The following is an 18,376-nucleotide window of genomic DNA, read 5'->3' as shown; positions in this document are numbered from 1 at the left end:
CGGGTTAACGGGCTGAGGCTTCCAAGGCGATGGCGAGATAATCCTCGCGCCAGCTGGCGATTTTTCTGCGGAGCTTGATGCTGGTGCGTGTGGGCTTTGTGGCCTTGCGCTGCGGTTTCATGGGCTTGTTCTCGGGCTCGGGGGCGGTGCGGATCATATTGATGGCGAAATGCCTGACGACGGCCATGTTTCTCGCGCCATGGCCCTTGCGCAAGCGGGATTGGTCTTCGGCGAAGACGACGTCGAGCACCCAATGCAGCTGGTTCTCTATGCCCCAATGGCCGCGCACGGCCTCGCCCGCCCGCTTCGCTGGGAGAAGGGCCGAGGAGATGTAATAGCGCGTCTCGAAGCGGCCGCGGTCGGCAAGTTCGGCCTGCGATTTGACGCGAATGATCGTCGCGGCGTTCGGCAGGCGCAGCTCGCCCGGAAAGCGGCGCTCGCCGTTCAGCCAGTCGATCTCGGTGATGACGCTCACGCTGCGCTGCTCGATGCGGCCATGGCCCTTGTCGAAATCGACGCATGTGTCGATCCGCGTCGCGGCGGAAAAAGCGCTCTCGATCTCGGCGCGCAGGGTCGGCTGATTGGCTTTGACCGCCAGCAGATAATCGGCGCCCTTGTCCACGATCGCCTGGGCGATCCTGGCGTTGGTGGCGATGGCGTCGATGGAGACGAGCGCGCCTTTCAGCGAGCCGCCTTCGGAAAGGCGATCGAGCAGGACGGGAATGGCCGATAGTTCATTGCTCTTGCCCTCGACCGCCTCCTGGCCGAGCACGAGGCGGCTCGTGGTGGCGAAGGCGGAAACGAGATGCAGCGGGGCTTTGTCCTCGGCGCGATCATGGCTGCGACGCGAGGTCTTCCCGTCGATGGCGATGAGCTCGGGTCGCTCCGGCCAGGTCTCGCGCACCCAGCCAGTGAAGGCCGCCGAGAACAGCGCCGGATCGACGCGGTTCATGAGCAGGGTGAGCCAGCGTCCGCCCGGCACGCCGTGCTCATAAGGCAAATAGCGGCGCAGGAAGCCGATGTTGGCCTTGCCCCAAGATGCAATAGCGTCGAAGTGATCGCAATCGGCCATGGAGGCGCAGACGACGAGCAGCAGCACCTCGCGAAGCGGATGCGCGACGCGCCAGGGCTCGCGCGGGTCGTCAATGATCGAGAAATGGTCGAGAAGCGCTTTCAGACGCGACTTCTCTTTGAAAACTGCGAAGGCGAGGCTCATCACGGCGGCTCCAGAATCACTCCGCCGATAGGGAATCACGCCTGAGCCCATCCGTTAACCGCCGTTAACCCGAATTCGGAGCCCTGTTTCTTCGCCGCCGACGCCTCTCGCGCCGCACCGCAAAATCCGCCATATCTCGCCCATGGCCAAGCGTCCGACCAAACCCGCCGACGAGCCCGCGAGCGACGATCCGCCCCTGCCGATCGGCGCCCCGCCGCAGAGCAATGTGCCCGAGCTCTCCGTCTCCGAGCTCGCCAATGCGCTCAAACGCACGGTCGAGGATCGCTTCGGCCATGTGCGCGTGCGCGGCGAGATCACCAATTACCGGGGGCCCCATTCCTCCGGCCACGTCTATTTCAGCCTCAAGGACCAGAACGCCCGGCTCGACGCCGTCATCTGGAAGACCACCTTCTTCCGCCTGCGCGTGAAGCCGCAGGAAGGGCTCGAGGTCGTCGCCACCGGCAAGATCACGACCTTTCCGGGCAAATCCTCCTATCAGATCGTCATCGACACTCTGGAGCCGGCCGGCGCCGGCGCGCTGATGGCGCTGCTCGACGAGCGCCGCAAGCGCCTCGCCGCCGAGGGCCTGTTCGACGCCGAGCGCAAGCGGCCCCTGCCCTTCCTGCCTGCCGTCGTCGGCGTCGTCACCTCGCCGACCGGCGCAGTGATCCGCGATATTCTGCACCGGCTGCTCGACCGTTTCCCTCGCCGCGTCCTCGTGTGGCCGGTGCGCGTCCAGGGCGAGAGCTGCGCGGCGGAGGTGACGGCGGCCATCGAGGGCTTCAACGCGCTGCCGCCCGGCGGGCCGATCCCGCGGCCGGATGTGCTGATCGTCGCGCGCGGCGGCGGCTCGCTCGAGGACCTCTGGGGCTTCAACGAGGAGATCGTCGTGCGCGCGGCGGCGGCGAGCGCCATTCCGCTGGTCTCGGCGATCGGCCATGAGACCGACACGACGCTGATCGACTTCGTCTCGGACCTGCGCGCCCCGACGCCGACCGGCGCCGCGGAAAAATGCGTGCCGGTGCGCGCCGAGCTGATCGAGCAGACGGCGGTCCTCGCCCGCCGCCTCTCGGGGGCGGAGCGCCGGCTGCTCGACGCCCATCGCCGACACCTCGTCTCGCTGCAGCGCGTGCTGCCCGCGGGCCCGCAATTGCTGATGCATCCGTTCCAGCGCAGCGACCGCGCCGGCGAGCGCCTGCGCGCCGCGCTGCGCCGGGCGCTGGACGCGCGCCGCCTGCGTCTATCGCATCTCACCCATGTGCTCGCCCGCCATTCCCCACAGGCGGAGCTGGCGCGCGCCTCCGAGCGGCTGAAGGGCCTGCACGCCCGGCTGCGCCAGGGTCTTTCCGCACGCATGGCGCTGGCCCGCCGCGAGGCCGACGGCGCGCAGCGGCGCGTGGACCATGCCGAGCAGCGGCTGCGCTCGGCCTATTTCCGCATCATCGCCGACCGGCAGGCGCGGCTCGACCGGCTGGATCAGCTGCGCCGGATGCTCGGCTATGAGAGCGTGCTGGCGCGCGGCTTCGCGCTGGTGCGCGACGAGCAGGGAACGGTGCTGCGCCTTGCGCGCGATGTGACGCCGGGCATGGCGATGGCCATTCAATTCGCCGACAGCGCCGTGCGCGCCCGCGCCGAGGGCGACGCCCCGCCGGAGCCGCCGGCCCCACCGCGGCCCAAGCGCGGGAAGGACAAGACCGGCGGCGGACAAGGAACATTGTTTTGAAACCACGAAACATTTTTTCTCGTCCCACGCGGCGGCGCGCGGATGCGGCGGTTGCGGGGCCGGAAAACGCTCGCCATATGCGCGGAAAGGAGGCACTGCCCATGTTTTCGCGCCGCTCTCCGCGCCGGTCCGCCGGATTGAAGCTCCAGGCCATGGACGCCGAGGATTTGTCCTGCCTCTCCGCCCTCCTCCAGGACGCCCTCGTGCGCGTCGGGGATCTCGCCTTTCTGCCGGAGCAGCGCCGCTTCGCCTTGATCGGCTCGCGCTTCGACTGGGCCGCCGAGGCGAATGGCAAACGTGAGCGTTGCCGTTCCGGCGTGCATTTCGAGGGCGTGCGCCGGGTCAGGCATCGGCGCGTCGCCCGCGACAATCCCGACGCATTTCTCGAATTGCTGGCCCTCACCTTCGAGCCTTCGCAGGAGCCGCCGGGCGGCGTCGTCTCGCTGATTTTCGCGGGCGGCGCGGCCATTTCGCTCGAGGTCGAATGCGTCGAGGCCCGCCTTTCCGACCTCGGCCCACGTTGGCGAGTGGCCGCCTGCCCCTCGCATGAGCTTGACGAAAACGGCGCGGCGAGGTCATGACAACCGGGGATTCCGGTTGGAGATGGACATGACTTGGCGATTGGACGCTTCGGCGGCGGATTTCGAGGAGAGCTTCAAGGCCCTCCTCTCGACGAAGCGAGAGGCGGCGCAGGACGTCGACGACACGGTCCGCGACATCATCGCGGATGTGGCCGCGCGCGGCGACGAGGCGCTGATCGATCTTTCCAAGAAGTTCGATCATATCGATTTGGCGCAGACCGGCATCGCTCTGACCAAGGCCGAGATCGACGCCGCCGAGGCGCGCGTGCCGAAGGAGACGCTGGCGGCGCTCGACCTCGCCCATGAGCGCATCGCCGCCTTCCACGAGCGCCAGCGGCCGCAGGATCTGCGCTTCGCCGACGACGCCGGGGTCGAGCTCGGCTGGCGCTGGAGCGCGCTCGAATCGGTCGGCCTCTATGTGCCGGGCGGCACCGCCTCCTATCCCTCCTCCGTGCTGATGAACGCCGTCCCGGCCAAGGTGGCCGGCGTCGAGCGTCTGGTGATGGTGGTCCCCGCCCCCCATGGCGTCATCGATCCGCTGGTGCTGGCCGCCGCCAAGCGCGCCCATGTCGACGAGGTCTATCGCGTCGGCGGCGCGCAGGCGGTCGCGGCTCTCGCCTATGGCACCAAGACCATTCATCCCGTCGCCAAGATCGTCGGCCCCGGCAACGCCTGGGTGGCCGCCGCCAAGCGCCGCGTGTTCGGTCTCGTCGGCATCGACATGATCGCCGGCCCGTCGGAAATTCTGGTGCTCGCCGACAAGACCGCCAATCCCGAATGGGTGGCGATCGATCTGCTCGCCCAGGCGGAACATGACGAATCGGCGCAGTCGATCCTCATCACCGACGATGCGGCTTTCGCCGACGCGACCGCCGCGGCGGTGGAGCGCCAGCTGGAAACACTGTCGCGACGCGAGATCGCCACGCGCTCCTGGCGCGAGTTCGGCGCGATCATCGTGACGAAGTCGCTCGCCGATTCGATCCCGCTCGCCGACCGCATCGCCGCCGAGCATCTCGAGATCGTCTCGGAAGACGCCGAGGCGCTGGCCGCGAAGGTGCGCAACGCCGGCGCGATCTTCATCGGCGCCTACACGCCCGAGGCGATCGGCGATTATGTCGGCGGCTCCAATCACGTTCTGCCGACCGCGCGCTCGGCGCGCTTCTCCTCGGGCCTCAGCGTGCTCGACTTCATGAAGCGCACCTCGATCCTCAAATGCGACGCCTCCTCCATTCGCGCGATCGGCCCGGCGGCCGTCGCGCTCGGCGACGCCGAACGTCTGCAGGCCCATGCCCGATCCGTCGCCGTCCGTCTCGATCAGCGCGGAGCGTGAGGTGGACGCGCGCCAGCGGCTGATCTCGGTGACGCTCGACGAGCAATCGATCGGGCGCGGCGCCGCGGATCAGGAGCATGAGCGCGCCATCGCCATCTATGACCTGATCGAGGACAACAGCTTCGCGCTCGAGGGCCATGACGGCGGCCCTTACGCGCTCTTCATCGCGCTGCACGACGCCAAGCTCGTCTTCGACGTGCGCGACGAGACGGGCGCGAGCGTCGTCACGCATATTCTCTCGCTGACGCCGTTCAAGCGGCTGCTGAAGGATTACTTCCTCGTCTGCGAGACCTATTACGCGGCGATCCGCACGGCGACGCCGAGCCGTATCGAGGCGATCGACATGGGTCGCCGCGGCCTGCACAATGAAGGCGCCGCTCTGCTCGCCGAGCGGCTGAAGGGCAAGATCCGCTGCGACTCCGACACGGCGCGCCGTCTCTTCACGCTGATCACCGCCCTGCACTGGAAGGGCTGACGCCATGCCCGGCGAAGGCGAACGATCACGGCCGGGAGCCGTTCTCTTCGCCTGCACGCAGAACGCCGTACGCTCGCCGATGGCGGAAGCGCTGGCCCGGCATTATTTCGGCCGCGAAATCTATTTCGCCTCCGCCGGCCTGAAGCGCGGCGAGCCGGACGGCTTCGCCATAGCGGCGATGGAGGAGCTCGGCATCGACATCTCCCGCCACAAGCCGCACACATTCGAAGATCTCGAAGATTCCAACTTCGATCTCATCGTGACCCTCTCGCCGGAATCGCATCACAAGGCGCTGGAGCTCACGCGCACCATGGCGATCGACGTCGTCTATTGGCCGACCCTGGACGCCACGGCGGCGGCGGGCTCCCGCGAGACCATCCTCGACGCCTATCGCGCCGTGCGCGATTCGCTGTCGAAGCGCATTCTGGCGCTGCTGTCGGTCGAGCGCGGATCGGATTGAGGCCGTGTCGTGGAGTCGGCGCGTCATCTCTATTGGTAAATATCAAAGAATTTATGCGCTACGCTACCTCGCCGCCAGCTTAATCGATGTATTCAATCTATGAAAGAAATATATCATCGCGCTAGTAACAACCAAAGAACCCCACGCATCCATTAGATCATCAAGTTTGCACTCAGAGCACAGGCTGATTTTTAAAAAGTAAATTTCTATTGATGCCGCAACATAGATAACTAACGATACGATAATAATTATTATACAAAATATAGTCGCGCGGACAGATACAGGAAAGCTAATACAAACGTAACGCTCTACAAACTCTCTGTTGTCGCCAGTTTTATTTGAAATGTAACATGCAATCGTTCCGACGATTGTTATTGCAAGCATTATTATATCCTCATATAGATCAAAATCACGCCTATTATCGGCAAAAATATACTTATAGAAGTACGGCGCTTCGGATAATAAAATAAATGTAAAAAAGTAGATAAACCTCTCTTTAGACGACACAGCACCATTCTTAAATCGTAAAGCCAATTCTCGATCATTAATAATATTCATCGTGAACCCTTACCTCATGTATGCTGGATAATAGCCGATATCGATTCGAATCGATATCGGCCTCCGCTGCCGCCGAGACCCGGCGTATTTTGCCAGAGCGACGTGACGACTGATCGAGCACCACTGTATAGCCAAGCGATCGCTTATTTTAAGACCTATCATTCCCCGCTCAGCTCGGCAACTCAAGCCTCGCGTCTTCAATGGGGAGATTCACAACGAAGATACAAAGGATACAACGAAGATCACCCGCGCGCGAGAATGGCGAAGAGCAGCGTCACCTGACAGCCGAAGCCGATGAGGAACATCGGCGTCCTGAGCCAGGGAAGACCCAGCGAGTAGATGACGTAATGCGTCGCGCGCGTCGCAAAGAACAAAGGCGCGGCGATCGCCGTCGCCGTCGTGCCGCCGCCGACGATCTGGATCGTCACGGCGAGCACCGCGAAGACGAGGAGATTTTCGATCATGTTGAGATGCGCGCTCTTGGCGCGCTGCGCCCACGGCGCCCTGGTCGCAACCTCGTGCAACGGATCGCGAAAGGCCTCGATCGGTCCAAGCTCCAGGATACGTTGCAGAATATAGGGAATCCACAGGACCGAGGCGAGGCCGGCGGTCAGCACGGTCCAATAGAGCTCGGGGGTGAGGACGTTGGTCATCGCAATTGCGCTCCGTTCGGTGATTGGCGCGCGCAAGCTAGCCAGCAGCCTCCGAAACGTGAAGTACGCAGAAATGTCGCAGATAGTGCCCTATATTGTCGATACGGCAAGATTGGATACTAGGCTCATGCGCAAGCAGCGACACGTGGACTATGACGAATGCCCGATCGAGGGCGCGATGGACATCATCGGCGGCAAGTGGAAACCGTCGATCCTCTACCGCCTGTCGGACGGAACGAAGCGTTTCAGCGAGCTGCAACGACTGTTGAAAAAGATCACGCAGCGCACGCTGACGCAGCAATTGCGCGATCTCGAGCGGGATGGAATGATCTCGCGGCGCATCTATCCAGAGGTGCCGCCGCGCGTCGAATATAGCCTGACCGAGCGCGGGCGCTCGCTGGAGCCGGTTCTGGCGCTGCTGTTCGACTGGGGCGTCGAGCATGTACTCGGCCCGAAGGCGGAAAGGAAAGAGCGAGCCTGAAGGCTCGCGGTCCAGGGGCCGCTGTTTGGACCGCGAGCCTTCAGGCTCGCTCGGCAAGCCGCGCCGCGAGCCCCCGCGCCGCCTCGATCAGCCGCCGATCCGACCAGCGCGGGCCGATCAGCGAAATTCCGAGCGGCGGCGCGCCCGGCGCGCGCGGCAGCGGGATGCTGATCTGCGGCAGGCCGAAGAAGCTGGCGAAGAGGAAGGTGCGGAACATCAGATAGCGTTTGCGGTCCAGTTCTTCCTCGCTCTCCGTCAGCAGCGGCGAGACGAAGGGAGTCGTCGGAACGACGAGCACAGCGTTCGGCGGCAGGATCTCATCGACGCGCATGCGCGCCGCGCGGCGAAAAGCGTCGGCCTCGGCCTTCTCGCTCGCCGTCACTTTCGCCGCGAGGGCGAAACGCTCGGCGACGCCGGGGCCGAAGCGCGGCGCCGCGCGCTCGATCCAGGCGCCTTGCGCGCTCCAGGCTTCGAAGGCCTGCAGATTGCGGAAGCAGTGCAGCGACTGCGACCAGAAGTCTTCGCCGAGCCTCGCTTCGCCGACCGAATACATGCGCGCCAGCGCCTCGCGCGCGGGCCTCGCCGCTTCGTTGGTCTCGGCGTCGCTCTGCGCAAAGGCTTCCTCCAGCGCCACGACGCGCTCGAACGGCCCGTCGCACAAATCCTCCGGCAACAGAACCGCGCCGACCCGCGCCAGCATGTCGACGTCGCGCGCGAACCAGCCGATCGTGTCGAGCGATTGCGCGAGCGGGATCACGCCATTCGACGAGACCGCGCCATGCGAGGGTCGAAAGCCATAGACGCCGCAAAAGGACGCAGGCGCGCGGCAGGAGCCGGCCGTGTCCGTGCCCAGAGCGAAGTCGGCGAGGCCGGCCGCCACGGCGACGGCGGAGCCCGATGACGAGCCGCCCGGATGCCGATCCGGCGCGGCCGGATTGAGCGGCGCGCCGTAATGGGCGTTGGCGCCGAGCAGGCTATAGGCCATTTCGTCCATATGCGCCTTGCCGACGAGATGCGCGCCCGCCGCCAACAACCGGTCGACCGCGGGTGCGGCGATCGGCGCAGGCCCATGGGTCGCCGCCCAGGTCGGATGCCCATTGCTCGAGACGACGCCGTCGACATCGATATTCTGCTTGACGACGAAACGCGCGCTCGCGAGCGGCGCGTCCTCACCAATGCGCGCTGCGCTCCGAATGTCGAGCCGGACGGCGATCGCGAAACAGGCGTCGGTCATTTTTGCGTCGTCCCGATCTTCGTCGTCGCATTGGCCTCGGCGGCGATGTGGCTCGCCTTGCTCGCCGCAGGCGCGCCGGTCATGATAGAGGCGAATTGAATCGATAGCGAGCCGTCGTCCTACCCTCGTTCCGAGCGGAGCAGTTCGATGAGATCGTTTCGACCGGCGGTTTTTCTTTCGATCGTGATGATCGCGTCCATGAGCGGGCTGTGCCGGGCGCAGGCGCAGCAGCAACCGACGCCGCGCTTCAAAGCCGTCGCCTTCGACTTTTTCGTGATTTTCGATCCTGATTCCGTCATCCCGCGCGTCGAAGAGACGTTTCCGGGGAAAGGCGCGGAATTCACCAAGCTCTGGCGCACGAAGCAATTCGAATATTGCTTCTTGAGAACCATCACCGGCCGCTTCGCCGATTTCTTCGAAGTGACCGAGGAGGCGCTGGTCTACGCCGCCGCGACGATGAAGCTCGAGCTGACGCCCGACAAACGCGCAAGGCTGATGAACGCCTATCTCACCTTGACGCCCTGGCCCGACGCAAAGGAGACGCTGCGCAAGCTGAAGGCCGCCGGACTGCGAATCATCACCATCGCCAATTTCAGCGAGCGCATGCTGCGCGCCAACGCCGAGCGAGCCGGAATGACGGAGCTCTTCGACGAGTTGCTCAGCACCGAGGTCGGAGGCGTCTTCAAGCCCGATCCGCGCGCCTATGCGCTCGGCATGGAAAGGCTGCAGCTGCGGAAGGACGAAATTCTCTTTGCGGCTTTCGGCGGATGGGACGCCTATGGCGCCAGAACGTTCGGCTACACGACCTATTGGGTGAACCGCTTCCGCCTCCCCGCCGAGCGGCTCGGCGTCGAAGCCGACTGGAGCTCCGACAATTTGCAAGGCCTGCTGGAATTCGTATCGAGACCCGAGTAGCCTCGATTCCTCGGGCGCGGCGACGGCCGAGGCCGCCGTCGCGCGTGAATCCGGAGATATCCGATGATGCGACGATTCGACTTCCGCCGCGCTCTGCTCGGGGCGATTCTCGGCCTCGGCGCGTCATCGAGCGCGCTCGGCCAGAGCCTCGACCTCGCTTCCGCTCGGATCATCGATCTCACCCATCCCTTCGATTCGAAAACAATCTATTGGCCGACCTCGCCCTCGGGCTTCGAGCTGAAGCCTTTGTTCAATGGCGTGACCAAGGGCGGCTTCTTCTTTGCGGCGAACAGCTTCTGCTCGCCCGAGCATGGCGGCACGCATCTCGACGCCCCGCGCCATTTCGCGCAGGGCCATTGGACCAGCGCCGATATTCCGATCGAGCGCTTCGTCGGCCCGGCGGTGGTCATCGACATTTCCGCCAAGGCCGCGGAGAACAGCGATTATCGGCTGCAGCCGGAGGACATCGCCGCCTTCGAGGCGGCGCATGGGCGAATCGGCGAGGGCGCGATCGTCCTGCTGCGCACGGGCTGGAGCACGCGCTGGGGCGACCGCAAGGCCTATCTCGGCGACGATGCGCCCGGCGACGCGAGCCATCTGCATTTCCCCGGCTTCGGCGCGGAAGCGGCCGCGCTGCTGGCGAATGAGCGGCGTGTGCGGATGATCGGCCTCGACACCGCCAGCGTCGACCACGGGCCGTCGCAGGATTTCCCGGTGCATCGAATCGTCGCGGCGGCGGATGTGAGCGGCCTCGAGAATCTGGCCAATCTCGAGCAATTGCCGCCGACGGGCGCGATCGTCTTCGCTTTGCCGATGAAGATCACCAATGGCACGGGCGGCCCCGCGCGGATCATCGCCGTGATCCCGCGCTGAGGGCGAGAGAAGCGTCGGTTCGCGAACGGCGGTCTTGTCAGCCCGAGCGCGGCCCTCTATATCTGCGCGCGCTTTCGCAAAGCGGGCTCCGCCCGCGACCGCGCCCATCGTCTAGAGGCCTAGGACGTCGCCCTTTCACGGCGAAAACACGGGTTCGATTCCCGTTGGGCGCGCCAAAGAAATCAAAGACTTAAGCAGATAGCGCCGCAAGTCGTCTAACCTCTGTCACCTCGATGCAGACGACGTTCGATTTGGAGTGGCGGAAGGGCGTCGGATCGAGGCGCGCTTCGACGGCGGAACGTCGGCCTCGAACGCCGGCGCGCCGCTGCTCGGCAAGTCGACGTTGAAGCGTCTGGAGCGCTCGAAGGAGGCGCAGAGCCCTCTTTAGCCTTCGCCTCGACGAGCGCGCGTCCGGCGGGGCGCGGGCCTCGCGAGCTCTATAATCTCCTCGGTGATCTCCTCCTGACGTGTTTGCCGGCGCCGAGCCTCCAGTCGCTCGAGCGTCTTGTGCGCATTGTCGCGGGCTTCGATCATCGCGCGCATTCGCGCCTCGTTCTCCGCCGCGAAGGACAGCACCGCCGCCTCGCATAATTCGGCGAAGACATATTCCTGCGCGAGGCCCTCGACGAGCGCGCGCGGCGGCAGCATGACGAGGGGCGGAGCCGCGGCGGACGCGGGCGGAAAGCGGGCGAGATCGAGCGGCACGAGCGAGCGCGCGACGATCTCGATTCCGGCCACGCCCGGCGCGCCGTGGACGAGCGTCACGCGATCGGCGAGCCCCTCTCCCAGGCGTCCATAGAGCTCTTGCGCGATGCGGTCGGCGAGCGACGGCGCGTCGTCGACGCGCGACGGCATGGGAAGAGTCCAATCCGCGCGCGATCCGCGCTCTTGCGCGAGCGTCGCGCCGCGCTCGCCGATGATGAACACAGCCGGGCGCTCGGCGCCGTCCGCGAACCGCGCCGCCGCTTCGAGGATGCGCTCGTTGAATGCGCCGACAAAGCCGCGCTCCGAGCAAAACGCCAGGACGATGTGGCCGCCGGCCGTCCGGCGCTCCGAGCCGAGCCGCGAAGGCGGCGCTTCCGCGCTCAACGCCAGCGCCGCGCTAATGGCGTCGCCCAACGCGCCGGCATAGGCGCGCACGCCAGAAAGTCGCGACTGAGCTTCGCGCGTTCGGATGGCGGCGACGCCGCGCATCGCCGTGATGACGCTCTCGAGCTGCCGGGTCGCGACGATATGGGCGCTGATGTCGGCGGAACGCTCGCTCATGAGGAATGCGCCGTGAGCTCTGTCGAAAGATCGCGCACCCGCGCCACGAGATCCGCGCGCATGGCCTCGTCGAGCGGGGCGTTACGGGCGATCGCCGCGACGCTCGGCGCGGCGGCCGAGTCGAGATGCGCGGGCAGCCTCGCGGTCAGCGCAGGAATGGCTCGCGCCGGAACGGGATCGAGAACGCCGGCGTCGAGCGCCGCGAGCAGAGCGACCTGATCGGCGAGGCGCAGGGGCGAAAAGCGCGGCTGCGTCAGCAGGCCCCGAATGCGCTCGCCCCGCGTCATCTCCCGCTCGATGCGGGCGTTCGACATGCCGCCGAAGCGCGAGAACATCTCGAGCTCCAGAAACTGCGTGTATTGCAGACGCAATCGTCCCGAGACGTCGCGCAAGGCGTCCGGCTGCGCGCGGCCGCCGACGCGGCTGACCGAGAGGCCGACATCGACGGCCGGACGATGGTTCGCGGCGAACAAGCGGCGGTCGAGCACGATCTGTCCATCGGTGATGGAGATCAGATTGGTGGGAATATAGGCCGAGAGATTGCCGGAATCGGTCTCGGCGATCGGCAGCGCCGTGAGCGAGCCGCCGCCCAACGCCTTCGACAATTTCGCGGCGCGCTCCAAGAGCCGCGCATGGACGTAGAAGATGTCGCCCGGATAGGCTTCGCGTCCGGGAGGCTCCCGGGTCAGCAGGGCGAGCTCGCGATGCGTGACCGCATGCTTGCTCAAATCGTCGACGACCACGAGCGCATGGCCGCCGCGATCGCGGAAGAACTCCGCCATGGCGAAGCCCGCGAAAGGCGCGATCCATTGCAGGCCGGGCGGCGAGGCGGCGGGCGCGACGACGAAGATCGTGCGATCGGCGGCTCCTCCGCTCCTCACCGCCTCGATCGCGCGCTCGACCGAGGTCGTCCGCTGGCCGATGGCGACATAGACGCAGACGATGTCCGAGTGGCGCTGGTTGATGATGGCGTCGATGGCGATCGACGTCTTGCCCGTGGCGCGATCGCCGATGACGAGCTCGCGCTGACCACGCCCCAGGGCGAACATGGAGTCGACGACCAATAGGCCGGTCTCGACGGGCTCGGTCACGAGATCGCGCGCGATGATGCTCGGCGCCTCGCGCTCGACGGGATGAAAGGCCACGGCGGCGATCGGCTCGCCGCCGTCGAGCGGGCGGCCCAGCGGATCGACGACGCGCCCGAGCAGCCCCTCCCCGACCGGCGTGCGCGCCACCTCACCGGTCGCGAAAACGCGCGCGCCGGCTTCGATCGCGTCGCCCGGATCGAGCAGCACCACGGCGACCCGATCCGCCTCGAGCGCGCGCGCGAATCCGAGCTGGCCGGTCTCGAAACGCAGCAGCTCGTCGAGCGCGACCTGCGGCAGGCCGGAGACGAAGGCGATTCCATCGGCATAGCTCTCGACGCGTCCGACCGTCTCGACCTTGGGCCCGAGATCGATCCTCGCGACGGCCGCGCGGCCGCGCGCGAGCCATTCGGCGACGGCCGGCTCATCGCTCATTTTCCGGCTCCGTCAGCAAGGTCGCGGAGATTTGCTCGAGATCGGCGCGCAGGCTGTTGCGAATGCTGGTGTGGGCGTTCTCCAATTCGAGGCCGGCGAGCAATGTCGGATCAACGCGAAGCGCGAATTTCAGCGGGCGGCCCAGGGCGCTTTCGAGCCTGCCGCGGCATAGCGCGTCCTCCTCGGCGGTGAGCGGACGCGGCGCGGTCAGAGTGGGCTCGCCTCGCGCGGCGAAATCGGCGCGCGCGGCTTCCGGCAGGGCCGCGATCGCGTCCGCGAGGCCGTCGATGAAGCCGGCGACGCGGGACGAGGCCGGCAAACGTTCGAGCAGACGCCGCGCAATGTCGACGGCGAGCAGGCTCGCGCGCTCGGCTTCGGCGCGACGGGCCGATCGTTCCGCGCGCTCTATTTCCGCCCGCATGTCCGCTCGCATGCGATCGGCGTCGGCCTTGGCGGCCTCGAGCAGCTGGTCTCGCGCGTCCTTCGCCTCCGTCGTGGCGGCGTGGATCGTCGCCGCGCGATCGGCCGCCATCGCGTCGACGGCGGCGCGCGCCCGTTCCTCCAGAGTCAGGGCGGAGGCTTTGGCGGCGGCGGCGTCCTCCAGCAGCCGCCGGGCCGTCGCTTCGCGCTCGGCGAGGATCGATGCGATGGGGCGGAAAAGGAAGCGGGAAAGCAGCCAGATCAACACGAGGGCGTTGACGGTCTGCAAACCGAGCGTCCACCAGTCGATCTGCATGCCTGCGAACGCCCTATTTGACGAAAGGATTGGCGAAGAGAAGCAGAAGCGCGATCACGAGACAGTAGATCGCCATGGTCTCGATCATCGCGAGGCCGACGAAAAGGGTGCGCGACAGGACGCCGGCGGCCTCCGGCTGACGCGCGATCGCCTCCATGGCGGCCGCGACAGCCTTGCCTTCCGCAAGAGCGGGACCGATCGCTCCGAAGGATACGGCGACGGCGGCGGCGATCACGCTGATATATTGGATGTCGTCCATTCTTCCTCGCTCTCGTCTAGAGCGCTATCCGATCCGATTGGATCGGATAGCGCTCTAGAATTCTTTCGTTCGAGCGAATTCTGATCGATCGAACGACTCCGTTCGATCGGAAAGCGCTCTAGCCGCCCACCCGCGCGCCGTGCCCGTCGACCGCCGAGCCGATGAACACCATGGCGAGCGTCGCAAAAATGTAGGCCTGAACCGCTCCGGTCAGCAAATCGAGCGCCATCAGCGGAATCGGCACGAGCAAACCCGCCAGCGACAGAACGACGCCGATGACGAACACGCCGCTCATGATGTTCCCGAACAAGCGGACGATCAGAGAGAAGGTCCGCGTGACCTGCTCGACGAGATTGAGCGGAAACATGATGATGCTCGGCTCGGCGAATGTCGCGAGATAGCCGAGCGGACCGCGCGTGCGCAGGCCGTGATAGATGGTCGCGAAGAAGACGATCAGAGCCAGCGCCGCATCGGTTTCGAGCCGCGCCGTCGGCGGCTCCACGCCGGGAACGAGCGACGACCAATTGGCGACGAGCACGAAGAGGAAGATCGTTCCGATCACGGCGCGATAGGGGGCGGGATCCGCTCCGATCGTGTCTCTCATCTGGTCGTCGAGCGTCTCGACGAAAAGCTCGAGCGCGGATTGTCCGGTTCCCGGCTGCAGCGAAAGCCGCCGCGTTACGAGAAAGCTCGCGAGAACGAGCGCCGCCATCAGCGCCCAAGTGACGATGACGGGCTTGCTGACGGGCACGGGTCCGAGCTGAAAGCCGGGCTCGAGCGCGAGCGGCGAGGATTTCATTCGAGGCCCCCCAGACGACGCAGGACGATGCGGCGCGCCGCGAGCAGTCCCAGCGCGCCGCAGAGCAGAGCGAGGGCGCCGATCTTCGCGAGGGCCGCGAGCGCCGCCGCGAGCGCCGCGAAGCGCGCAATGAGCAAAAGGACGGCCTTCGGCGTCACGCCCTGCTCGAAGAGATCGACATTCCAACGCAAGGCCCAGAAATAAGCGAGGCCCGCGGCGAATCCCGCACCCGCGCCGAGGGCGAGCTGGAGAGCGAGCGCGGCGGCGGAAATGGTCATTGGCGCGACATCCATTTCCATGCGAGCCAGAGGCCGGCTCCGGCCCCGATCATGACGAGAGGCGCCGAGAAGAAGACGCCCATGTCGTACGTCTTATCCAGCCAGCGTCCGACGAACAGCCCCGCGAGCGCCGGCAGGACGATGGTCCAGCCGAGGACGCCGATCTGCCCCAGTCGGCGTCCGAGCGAGGGCTCGGCGTTCTCGCGCTGCATTTCGCGCCGCTCGGCGGCCAGCCGCGCCGCCTCCGCCATCGCATCGCGCTCCCGCTCGGGGCCGGCCACGTTCATGGCGCGTCCTTTCCGTCGCCGAGCAATTCCGAGGCGCCGGACGGACGCAGATAGCGGACGAGGCGACGCACGGCGCTGACATGCAGCCGCGTCTCCTCGACGCGCGCGCGCGCCGCCGCGTCCTTCTCCGCCGCGCGCGCGGCGCGCACCTCGGCGTCGAGCTTGCGCAGATCGCGACCGAGAAGTCCCTCGCGGCAGGCGACCGACACGCTCTCTCCGCCCCTGACGGTCAGCACGCCGCCTCGGATCGCGCAATAGCGCTCGGCGCCGTCGGCGGATCGCCAGCGCAGGACGGACGGCGGCAGCACCGTCAGCAGATCGGCGTGGCCCGGCAACAAGCCGAAACCGCCGCTCTCGTCCTCGGCGCGGACCGATCGCACGCCGGCTTCGTCGAGCAGCACGGCGTTCGGCGTGGTGATGGCGAGCCGCAACGCTCTGCTCACGGCCCGCCTCCCGTCGTCTCGGCGTCGATGCGCGCGGCGGCCTTCTCCTTTTGCTCCGCCTCGTCGATGGTCCCGACCATATAGAAGGAGCTCTCTCGCCAATCGTCGCAGGCGCCGGAGAGAATCGCGCGGCAGCCCGCGAGCGTGTCGGCGAGCGGCACCGAGCGGCCGGGCGCTCCGGTGAAGGCCTCGGTGACGGCGAAAGGCTGGGTCAGGAAGCGCTGAAGGCGCCGCGCGCGCCCGACGATCTTGCGGTCCTCGGCTGCGAGCTCCTCGACGCCGAGCAAGGCGATGACGTCCTGCAGCTCGAGATAATGCTCGATCACTCGGCGGACCTCCGTCGCGACTTCGGCATGCGCCTCGCCGACGACCAGAGGATCGAGCAGCACGGAGGAGGAAGCGATCGGATCGATCGCCGGATACATTCCCTCGGCCGCCATTTGGCGGGAGAGCACGATCATGCTGTCGATGTGGGTGGCGATCGTCGTCACCGCAGGATCGGTGAAATCATCCGCGGGAACATAGACCGCCTCGATCGCCGTCACGCCGACCCCGCCGACCGAGGCGATCCGCTCGTGCAGGGCCGCCACTTCGCTCGCCAGCGTCGGCTGATAGCCGACGCGCGACGGCGATCGTCCCAGCAGACCCGAGACTTCGGCCCCGGCCTGGACGAAGCGGAAGATATTGTCCATCAGCAGCAGCACGTTCTGGCGTTTCTCGTCGCGGAAATATTCTGCGATGGTGAGAGCGGCGAGCGGCGCCCGCCAGCGCGCGCCGGGGGGTTCGTTCATCTGGCCATACACCAGGACCGTGCGCTCGAGCACGCCGGAGCGGGCCATGTCGAGCAAAAGCTCATGGCCCTCGCGCGAACGCTCGCCGACGCCGGCGAACACCGATACGCCCCGATAGCCCGACACCATCGCGTGAATGAGCTCCATCACGAGCACGGTCTTGCCGACGCCGGCTCCGCCGAACATGGCGGCCTTGCCGCCCTGCGCGATCGGCGTCAGCAGGTCGATGATCTTGATCCCCGTCGCGAAAATCTCTCCGCCGCCCGGCCTCTGGGCCAGCGGCGGGGGCGCGCGATGGATCGGCCGGCGCGGCGCGTCCGCCGGCAGCGGCGGCCCATTGTCGCCGATCGCTCCCGTCACGTCGATCAGCCGTCCGAGCGTCGCGTCGCCGACCGGAATCGCGATCGGCCCACCAGTCGCCCTCACCCGGCGTCCGCGCGACAGGCCGACCGTCGATTGCAGAGCGATAGCCTGAACGCTGCTCCGGTCGAGGTGAGCCTGCACCTCGGCGTAGATTTCACGTCCGCCGCCGGCATCGACGAGCAAGGCGTCCTCGATCGCCGGCAATTCGCCCATCTCGAACCGCACGTCGATCACGGCGCCGCGAACGGCTAAGACCGTTCCGTGACGCGCCGCGCTCGCGTGAGAAGTAGCCGCCTCGTTCATTTGCACGCCGATCGAGCATTCTCGCCGATTGGTTGGAATCCCGCGCACTCTAGCGCGAAAGCGCCCATGTCGCCGACACCCTGGCGGTGAGCCGTCGCGCGCCGGGCCGAAGAGGCAGAAACGCCGCTCCACTCGCGGAGGCCGAAGGCTCGGCTCGGCCGTCGGCTTCTGTCGCCGCAGTCTCCTCCTGATGATCGATTTCGATGATACGGCCGAGCTTGCCGCCCACGGCCTCGACATAGTTTCTCGCCCGCTGTTCTGCATCTTTCACGGCCGCGATCCGCAGTCGTTCGAGGCGCGTCCTTTCGTCGCTGACGATGAATTCCACGCCGCGAACGTCGTTCGAGTCGGCGTCGATCGCGCGAGACAGCAAAGACGCGGCCTCATCGAGCGAAGCGACCGTCACGCTCAACTCGCTTCGCGCCCGAAACCCCTTGGAGACGCGCTTTCCACGCGCGCTGCGCGGCGCGGCCTCCTCCGTCGAGACCGACTGAAGCGTCGCCCCGACGACGCGAATGCCGTCGATCGGCACGCCTCGTCGGACGAGATCGTCAGAGACGGAGCGAGTCTTGCGCTCGTTCTCGGCCACGGCCTCGGTCGCGGTGGGCCGATCCGCGACAATGTCCAGGCGAAGGATGGCTCGGTCGGGAAGCGCCTCCTCCGAAGCCGCTCCCGTCACGGAAATATGGGGGAGAGTGTCCTTCAATGTCTCGGCCGAAGCGCTCGCGAGAAGGAGCGCGCTCGACAAGGCCGTAGCGAGTATTCGGGTCATCGACTTGCCTCGCTCGACGCCGCTGGCGGCGAAATCGCACGCTCCCGCTTCCGGCTTCCC

At 66.6% G+C, this 18,376-nt stretch carries 22 protein-coding genes and 1 tRNA gene; 10 read left to right on the top strand and 13 right to left on the bottom strand.

Annotation, left to right across the window (positions count from 1 at the left end):
* Positions 1–4 precede the first annotated feature (4 nt).
* Complete coding sequence (locus CQW49_RS00615; protein ID WP_024749405.1) at positions 5–1,216, bottom strand: ISAs1 family transposase; 1,212 nt, start codon at positions 1,214–1,216, stop codon at positions 5–7.
* 142 nt (positions 1,217–1,358) lie between these two features.
* Between CQW49_RS00615 and xseA the strand changes: the two genes are divergently transcribed.
* The 5 genes from xseA (at position 1,359) to CQW49_RS00590 (ending at position 5,785) form a co-directional block, all read left to right on the top strand.
* Positions 1,359–2,939, top strand: a complete 1,581-nt coding sequence (gene xseA / locus CQW49_RS00610; RefSeq protein ID WP_003611158.1) for an exodeoxyribonuclease VII large subunit — start codon at positions 1,359–1,361, stop codon at positions 2,937–2,939.
* Between the two features lie 101 nt (positions 2,940–3,040).
* Positions 3,041–3,520 (top strand): DUF2948 family protein, encoded by a 480-nt coding sequence (locus CQW49_RS00605; protein ID WP_003611159.1) that lies wholly within the window; start codon positions 3,041–3,043, stop codon positions 3,518–3,520.
* A gap of 28 nt (positions 3,521–3,548) precedes the next feature.
* Positions 3,549–4,850: a histidinol dehydrogenase gene (gene hisD / locus CQW49_RS00600; protein ID WP_003611160.1), complete on the top strand. Its 1,302-nt coding sequence runs from the start codon at positions 3,549–3,551 to the stop codon at positions 4,848–4,850.
* Positions 4,807–5,325, top strand: a complete 519-nt coding sequence (locus CQW49_RS00595; RefSeq protein WP_024749406.1) for a UPF0262 family protein — start codon at positions 4,807–4,809, stop codon at positions 5,323–5,325. Before hisD ends, CQW49_RS00595 begins: the two co-directional genes overlap by 44 nt.
* Before the next feature lie 4 nt (positions 5,326–5,329).
* Positions 5,330–5,785, top strand: coding sequence for an arsenate-mycothiol transferase ArsC (locus CQW49_RS00590; protein ID WP_003611162.1), 456 nt, complete (start codon positions 5,330–5,332; stop codon positions 5,783–5,785).
* An 800-nt stretch (positions 5,786–6,585) separates the two neighbouring features.
* Here the strand turns inward: CQW49_RS00590 and CQW49_RS00585 are convergent.
* Positions 6,586–6,996, bottom strand: a complete 411-nt coding sequence (locus CQW49_RS00585) for an MAPEG family protein (RefSeq protein ID WP_003611164.1) — start codon at positions 6,994–6,996, stop codon at positions 6,586–6,588.
* A 127-nt stretch (positions 6,997–7,123) separates the two neighbouring features.
* Here CQW49_RS00585 and CQW49_RS00580 point away from each other — a divergent pair, with 127 nt between their 5' ends.
* Positions 7,124–7,477 (top strand): winged helix-turn-helix transcriptional regulator, encoded by a 354-nt coding sequence (locus CQW49_RS00580; RefSeq protein ID WP_003611166.1) that lies wholly within the window; start codon positions 7,124–7,126, stop codon positions 7,475–7,477.
* A gap of 40 nt (positions 7,478–7,517) precedes the next feature.
* On the opposite strand, the gene CQW49_RS00575 is transcribed toward CQW49_RS00580, so the two are convergent.
* Positions 7,518–8,711: an amidase gene (locus CQW49_RS00575; RefSeq protein WP_003611167.1), complete on the bottom strand. Its 1,194-nt coding sequence runs from the start codon at positions 8,709–8,711 to the stop codon at positions 7,518–7,520.
* A 147-nt stretch (positions 8,712–8,858) separates the two neighbouring features.
* Between CQW49_RS00575 and CQW49_RS00570 the strand changes: the two genes are divergently transcribed.
* The 4 genes from CQW49_RS00570 to CQW49_RS26000 all read left to right on the top strand — a co-directional run bounded on the left by CQW49_RS00570 (position 8,859) and on the right by CQW49_RS26000 (position 10,887).
* Positions 8,859–9,626 (top strand): haloacid dehalogenase type II, encoded by a 768-nt coding sequence (locus tag CQW49_RS00570; protein WP_003611168.1) that lies wholly within the window; start codon positions 8,859–8,861, stop codon positions 9,624–9,626.
* 63 nt (positions 9,627–9,689) lie between these two features.
* A complete protein-coding gene (locus CQW49_RS00565) occupies positions 9,690–10,499 on the top strand; it encodes a cyclase family protein (RefSeq protein ID WP_003611169.1) in 810 nt (269 codons plus the stop codon).
* A 100-nt stretch (positions 10,500–10,599) separates the two neighbouring features.
* Positions 10,600–10,675 (top strand) — tRNA-Glu (locus CQW49_RS00560).
* 80 nt (positions 10,676–10,755) lie between these two features.
* Positions 10,756–10,887, top strand: coding sequence for a hypothetical protein (locus CQW49_RS26000; RefSeq protein ID WP_274541227.1), 132 nt, complete (start codon positions 10,756–10,758; stop codon positions 10,885–10,887).
* Here CQW49_RS26000 and CQW49_RS00555 read toward each other — a convergent pair.
* The 10 genes from CQW49_RS00555 to CQW49_RS00510 all read right to left on the bottom strand — a co-directional run bounded on the left by CQW49_RS00555 (position 10,884) and on the right by CQW49_RS00510 (position 18,316).
* Complete coding sequence (locus tag CQW49_RS00555) at positions 10,884–11,765, bottom strand: F0F1 ATP synthase subunit gamma (protein ID WP_003611170.1); 882 nt, start codon at positions 11,763–11,765, stop codon at positions 10,884–10,886. The two genes, CQW49_RS26000 and CQW49_RS00555, sit on opposite strands and share 4 nt — an antisense overlap.
* A complete protein-coding gene (locus tag CQW49_RS00550; RefSeq protein ID WP_003611171.1) occupies positions 11,762–13,285 on the bottom strand; it encodes a F0F1 ATP synthase subunit alpha in 1,524 nt (507 codons plus the stop codon). Before CQW49_RS00550 ends, CQW49_RS00555 begins: the two co-directional genes overlap by 4 nt.
* A complete protein-coding gene (locus tag CQW49_RS00545) occupies positions 13,275–14,021 on the bottom strand; it encodes a F0F1 ATP synthase subunit delta (RefSeq protein ID WP_003611172.1) in 747 nt (248 codons plus the stop codon). The genes CQW49_RS00550 and CQW49_RS00545 overlap by 11 nt, the downstream gene beginning before the upstream one ends.
* 13 nt (positions 14,022–14,034) lie before the next feature.
* Positions 14,035–14,280, bottom strand: coding sequence for a F0F1 ATP synthase subunit C (locus CQW49_RS00540; RefSeq protein ID WP_003611173.1), 246 nt, complete (start codon positions 14,278–14,280; stop codon positions 14,035–14,037).
* A gap of 118 nt (positions 14,281–14,398) precedes the next feature.
* Positions 14,399–15,079 (bottom strand): F0F1 ATP synthase subunit A, encoded by a 681-nt coding sequence (locus CQW49_RS00535; RefSeq protein WP_003611174.1) that lies wholly within the window; start codon positions 15,077–15,079, stop codon positions 14,399–14,401.
* Positions 15,076–15,357: an N-ATPase subunit AtpR gene (locus CQW49_RS00530; RefSeq protein WP_003611176.1), complete on the bottom strand. Its 282-nt coding sequence runs from the start codon at positions 15,355–15,357 to the stop codon at positions 15,076–15,078. Before CQW49_RS00530 ends, CQW49_RS00535 begins: the two co-directional genes overlap by 4 nt.
* A complete protein-coding gene (locus CQW49_RS00525; RefSeq protein WP_003611178.1) occupies positions 15,354–15,644 on the bottom strand; it encodes an AtpZ/AtpI family protein in 291 nt (96 codons plus the stop codon). The genes CQW49_RS00530 and CQW49_RS00525 overlap by 4 nt, the downstream gene beginning before the upstream one ends.
* The gene (locus CQW49_RS00520) at positions 15,641–16,087 is read right to left on the bottom strand and encodes a F0F1 ATP synthase subunit epsilon (RefSeq protein ID WP_003611180.1); all 447 of its coding nucleotides are present in this window, start codon (positions 16,085–16,087) and stop codon (positions 15,641–15,643) included. The genes CQW49_RS00525 and CQW49_RS00520 overlap by 4 nt, the downstream gene beginning before the upstream one ends.
* Positions 16,084–17,544, bottom strand: coding sequence for a F0F1 ATP synthase subunit beta (gene atpD / locus CQW49_RS00515; protein WP_003611181.1), 1,461 nt, complete (start codon positions 17,542–17,544; stop codon positions 16,084–16,086). The genes CQW49_RS00520 and atpD overlap by 4 nt, the downstream gene beginning before the upstream one ends.
* Positions 17,545–17,593: 49 nt before the next feature.
* Positions 17,594–18,316 (bottom strand): SIMPL domain-containing protein, encoded by a 723-nt coding sequence (locus CQW49_RS00510; RefSeq protein WP_003611183.1) that lies wholly within the window; start codon positions 18,314–18,316, stop codon positions 17,594–17,596.
* Positions 18,317–18,376: the final 60 nt, after the last annotated feature.

It is taken from the genome of Methylosinus trichosporium OB3b, assembly GCF_002752655.1.
In the GTDB taxonomy this organism is placed as follows: domain Bacteria; phylum Pseudomonadota; class Alphaproteobacteria; order Rhizobiales; family Beijerinckiaceae; genus Methylosinus; species Methylosinus trichosporium.
Note: the sequence above shows the minus strand (reverse complement) of the source record. Positions and strands in the feature narration are given on the sequence as shown.

Bases quoted from the DNA above. Each gene is read 5' to 3' on its own strand.
- CQW49_RS00615 (WP_024749405.1), bottom strand. From the start codon at position 1,216: ATGAGCCTCGCCTTCGCAGTTTTCAAAGAGAAGTCGCGTCTGAAAGCG.
- xseA (WP_003611158.1), top strand. From the start codon at position 1,359: ATGGCCAAGCGTCCGACCAAACCCGCCGACGAGCCCGCGAGCGACGAT.
- CQW49_RS00605 (WP_003611159.1), top strand. From the start codon at position 3,041: ATGTTTTCGCGCCGCTCTCCGCGCCGGTCCGCCGGATTGAAGCTCCAG.
- hisD (WP_003611160.1), top strand. From the start codon at position 3,549: ATGACTTGGCGATTGGACGCTTCGGCGGCGGATTTCGAGGAGAGCTTC.
- CQW49_RS00595 (WP_024749406.1), top strand. From the start codon at position 4,807: ATGCCCGATCCGTCGCCGTCCGTCTCGATCAGCGCGGAGCGTGAGGTG.
- CQW49_RS00590 (WP_003611162.1), top strand. From the start codon at position 5,330: ATGCCCGGCGAAGGCGAACGATCACGGCCGGGAGCCGTTCTCTTCGCC.
- CQW49_RS00585 (WP_003611164.1), bottom strand. From the start codon at position 6,996: ATGACCAACGTCCTCACCCCCGAGCTCTATTGGACCGTGCTGACCGCC.
- CQW49_RS00580 (WP_003611166.1), top strand. From the start codon at position 7,124: ATGCGCAAGCAGCGACACGTGGACTATGACGAATGCCCGATCGAGGGC.
- CQW49_RS00575 (WP_003611167.1), bottom strand. From the start codon at position 8,711: ATGACCGACGCCTGTTTCGCGATCGCCGTCCGGCTCGACATTCGGAGC.
- CQW49_RS00570 (WP_003611168.1), top strand. From the start codon at position 8,859: ATGAGATCGTTTCGACCGGCGGTTTTTCTTTCGATCGTGATGATCGCG.
- CQW49_RS00565 (WP_003611169.1), top strand. From the start codon at position 9,690: ATGATGCGACGATTCGACTTCCGCCGCGCTCTGCTCGGGGCGATTCTC.
- CQW49_RS00555 (WP_003611170.1), bottom strand. From the start codon at position 11,765: ATGAGCGAGCGTTCCGCCGACATCAGCGCCCATATCGTCGCGACCCGG.
- CQW49_RS00550 (WP_003611171.1), bottom strand. From the start codon at position 13,285: ATGAGCGATGAGCCGGCCGTCGCCGAATGGCTCGCGCGCGGCCGCGCG.
- CQW49_RS00545 (WP_003611172.1), bottom strand. From the start codon at position 14,021: ATGCAGATCGACTGGTGGACGCTCGGTTTGCAGACCGTCAACGCCCTC.
- CQW49_RS00540 (WP_003611173.1), bottom strand. From the start codon at position 14,280: ATGGACGACATCCAATATATCAGCGTGATCGCCGCCGCCGTCGCCGTA.
- CQW49_RS00535 (WP_003611174.1), bottom strand. From the start codon at position 15,079: ATGAAATCCTCGCCGCTCGCGCTCGAGCCCGGCTTTCAGCTCGGACCC.
- CQW49_RS00530 (WP_003611176.1), bottom strand. From the start codon at position 15,357: ATGACCATTTCCGCCGCCGCGCTCGCTCTCCAGCTCGCCCTCGGCGCG.
- CQW49_RS00525 (WP_003611178.1), bottom strand. From the start codon at position 15,644: ATGAACGTGGCCGGCCCCGAGCGGGAGCGCGATGCGATGGCGGAGGCG.
- atpD (WP_003611181.1), bottom strand. From the start codon at position 17,544: ATGAACGAGGCGGCTACTTCTCACGCGAGCGCGGCGCGTCACGGAACG.
- CQW49_RS00510 (WP_003611183.1), bottom strand. From the start codon at position 18,316: ATGACCCGAATACTCGCTACGGCCTTGTCGAGCGCGCTCCTTCTCGCG.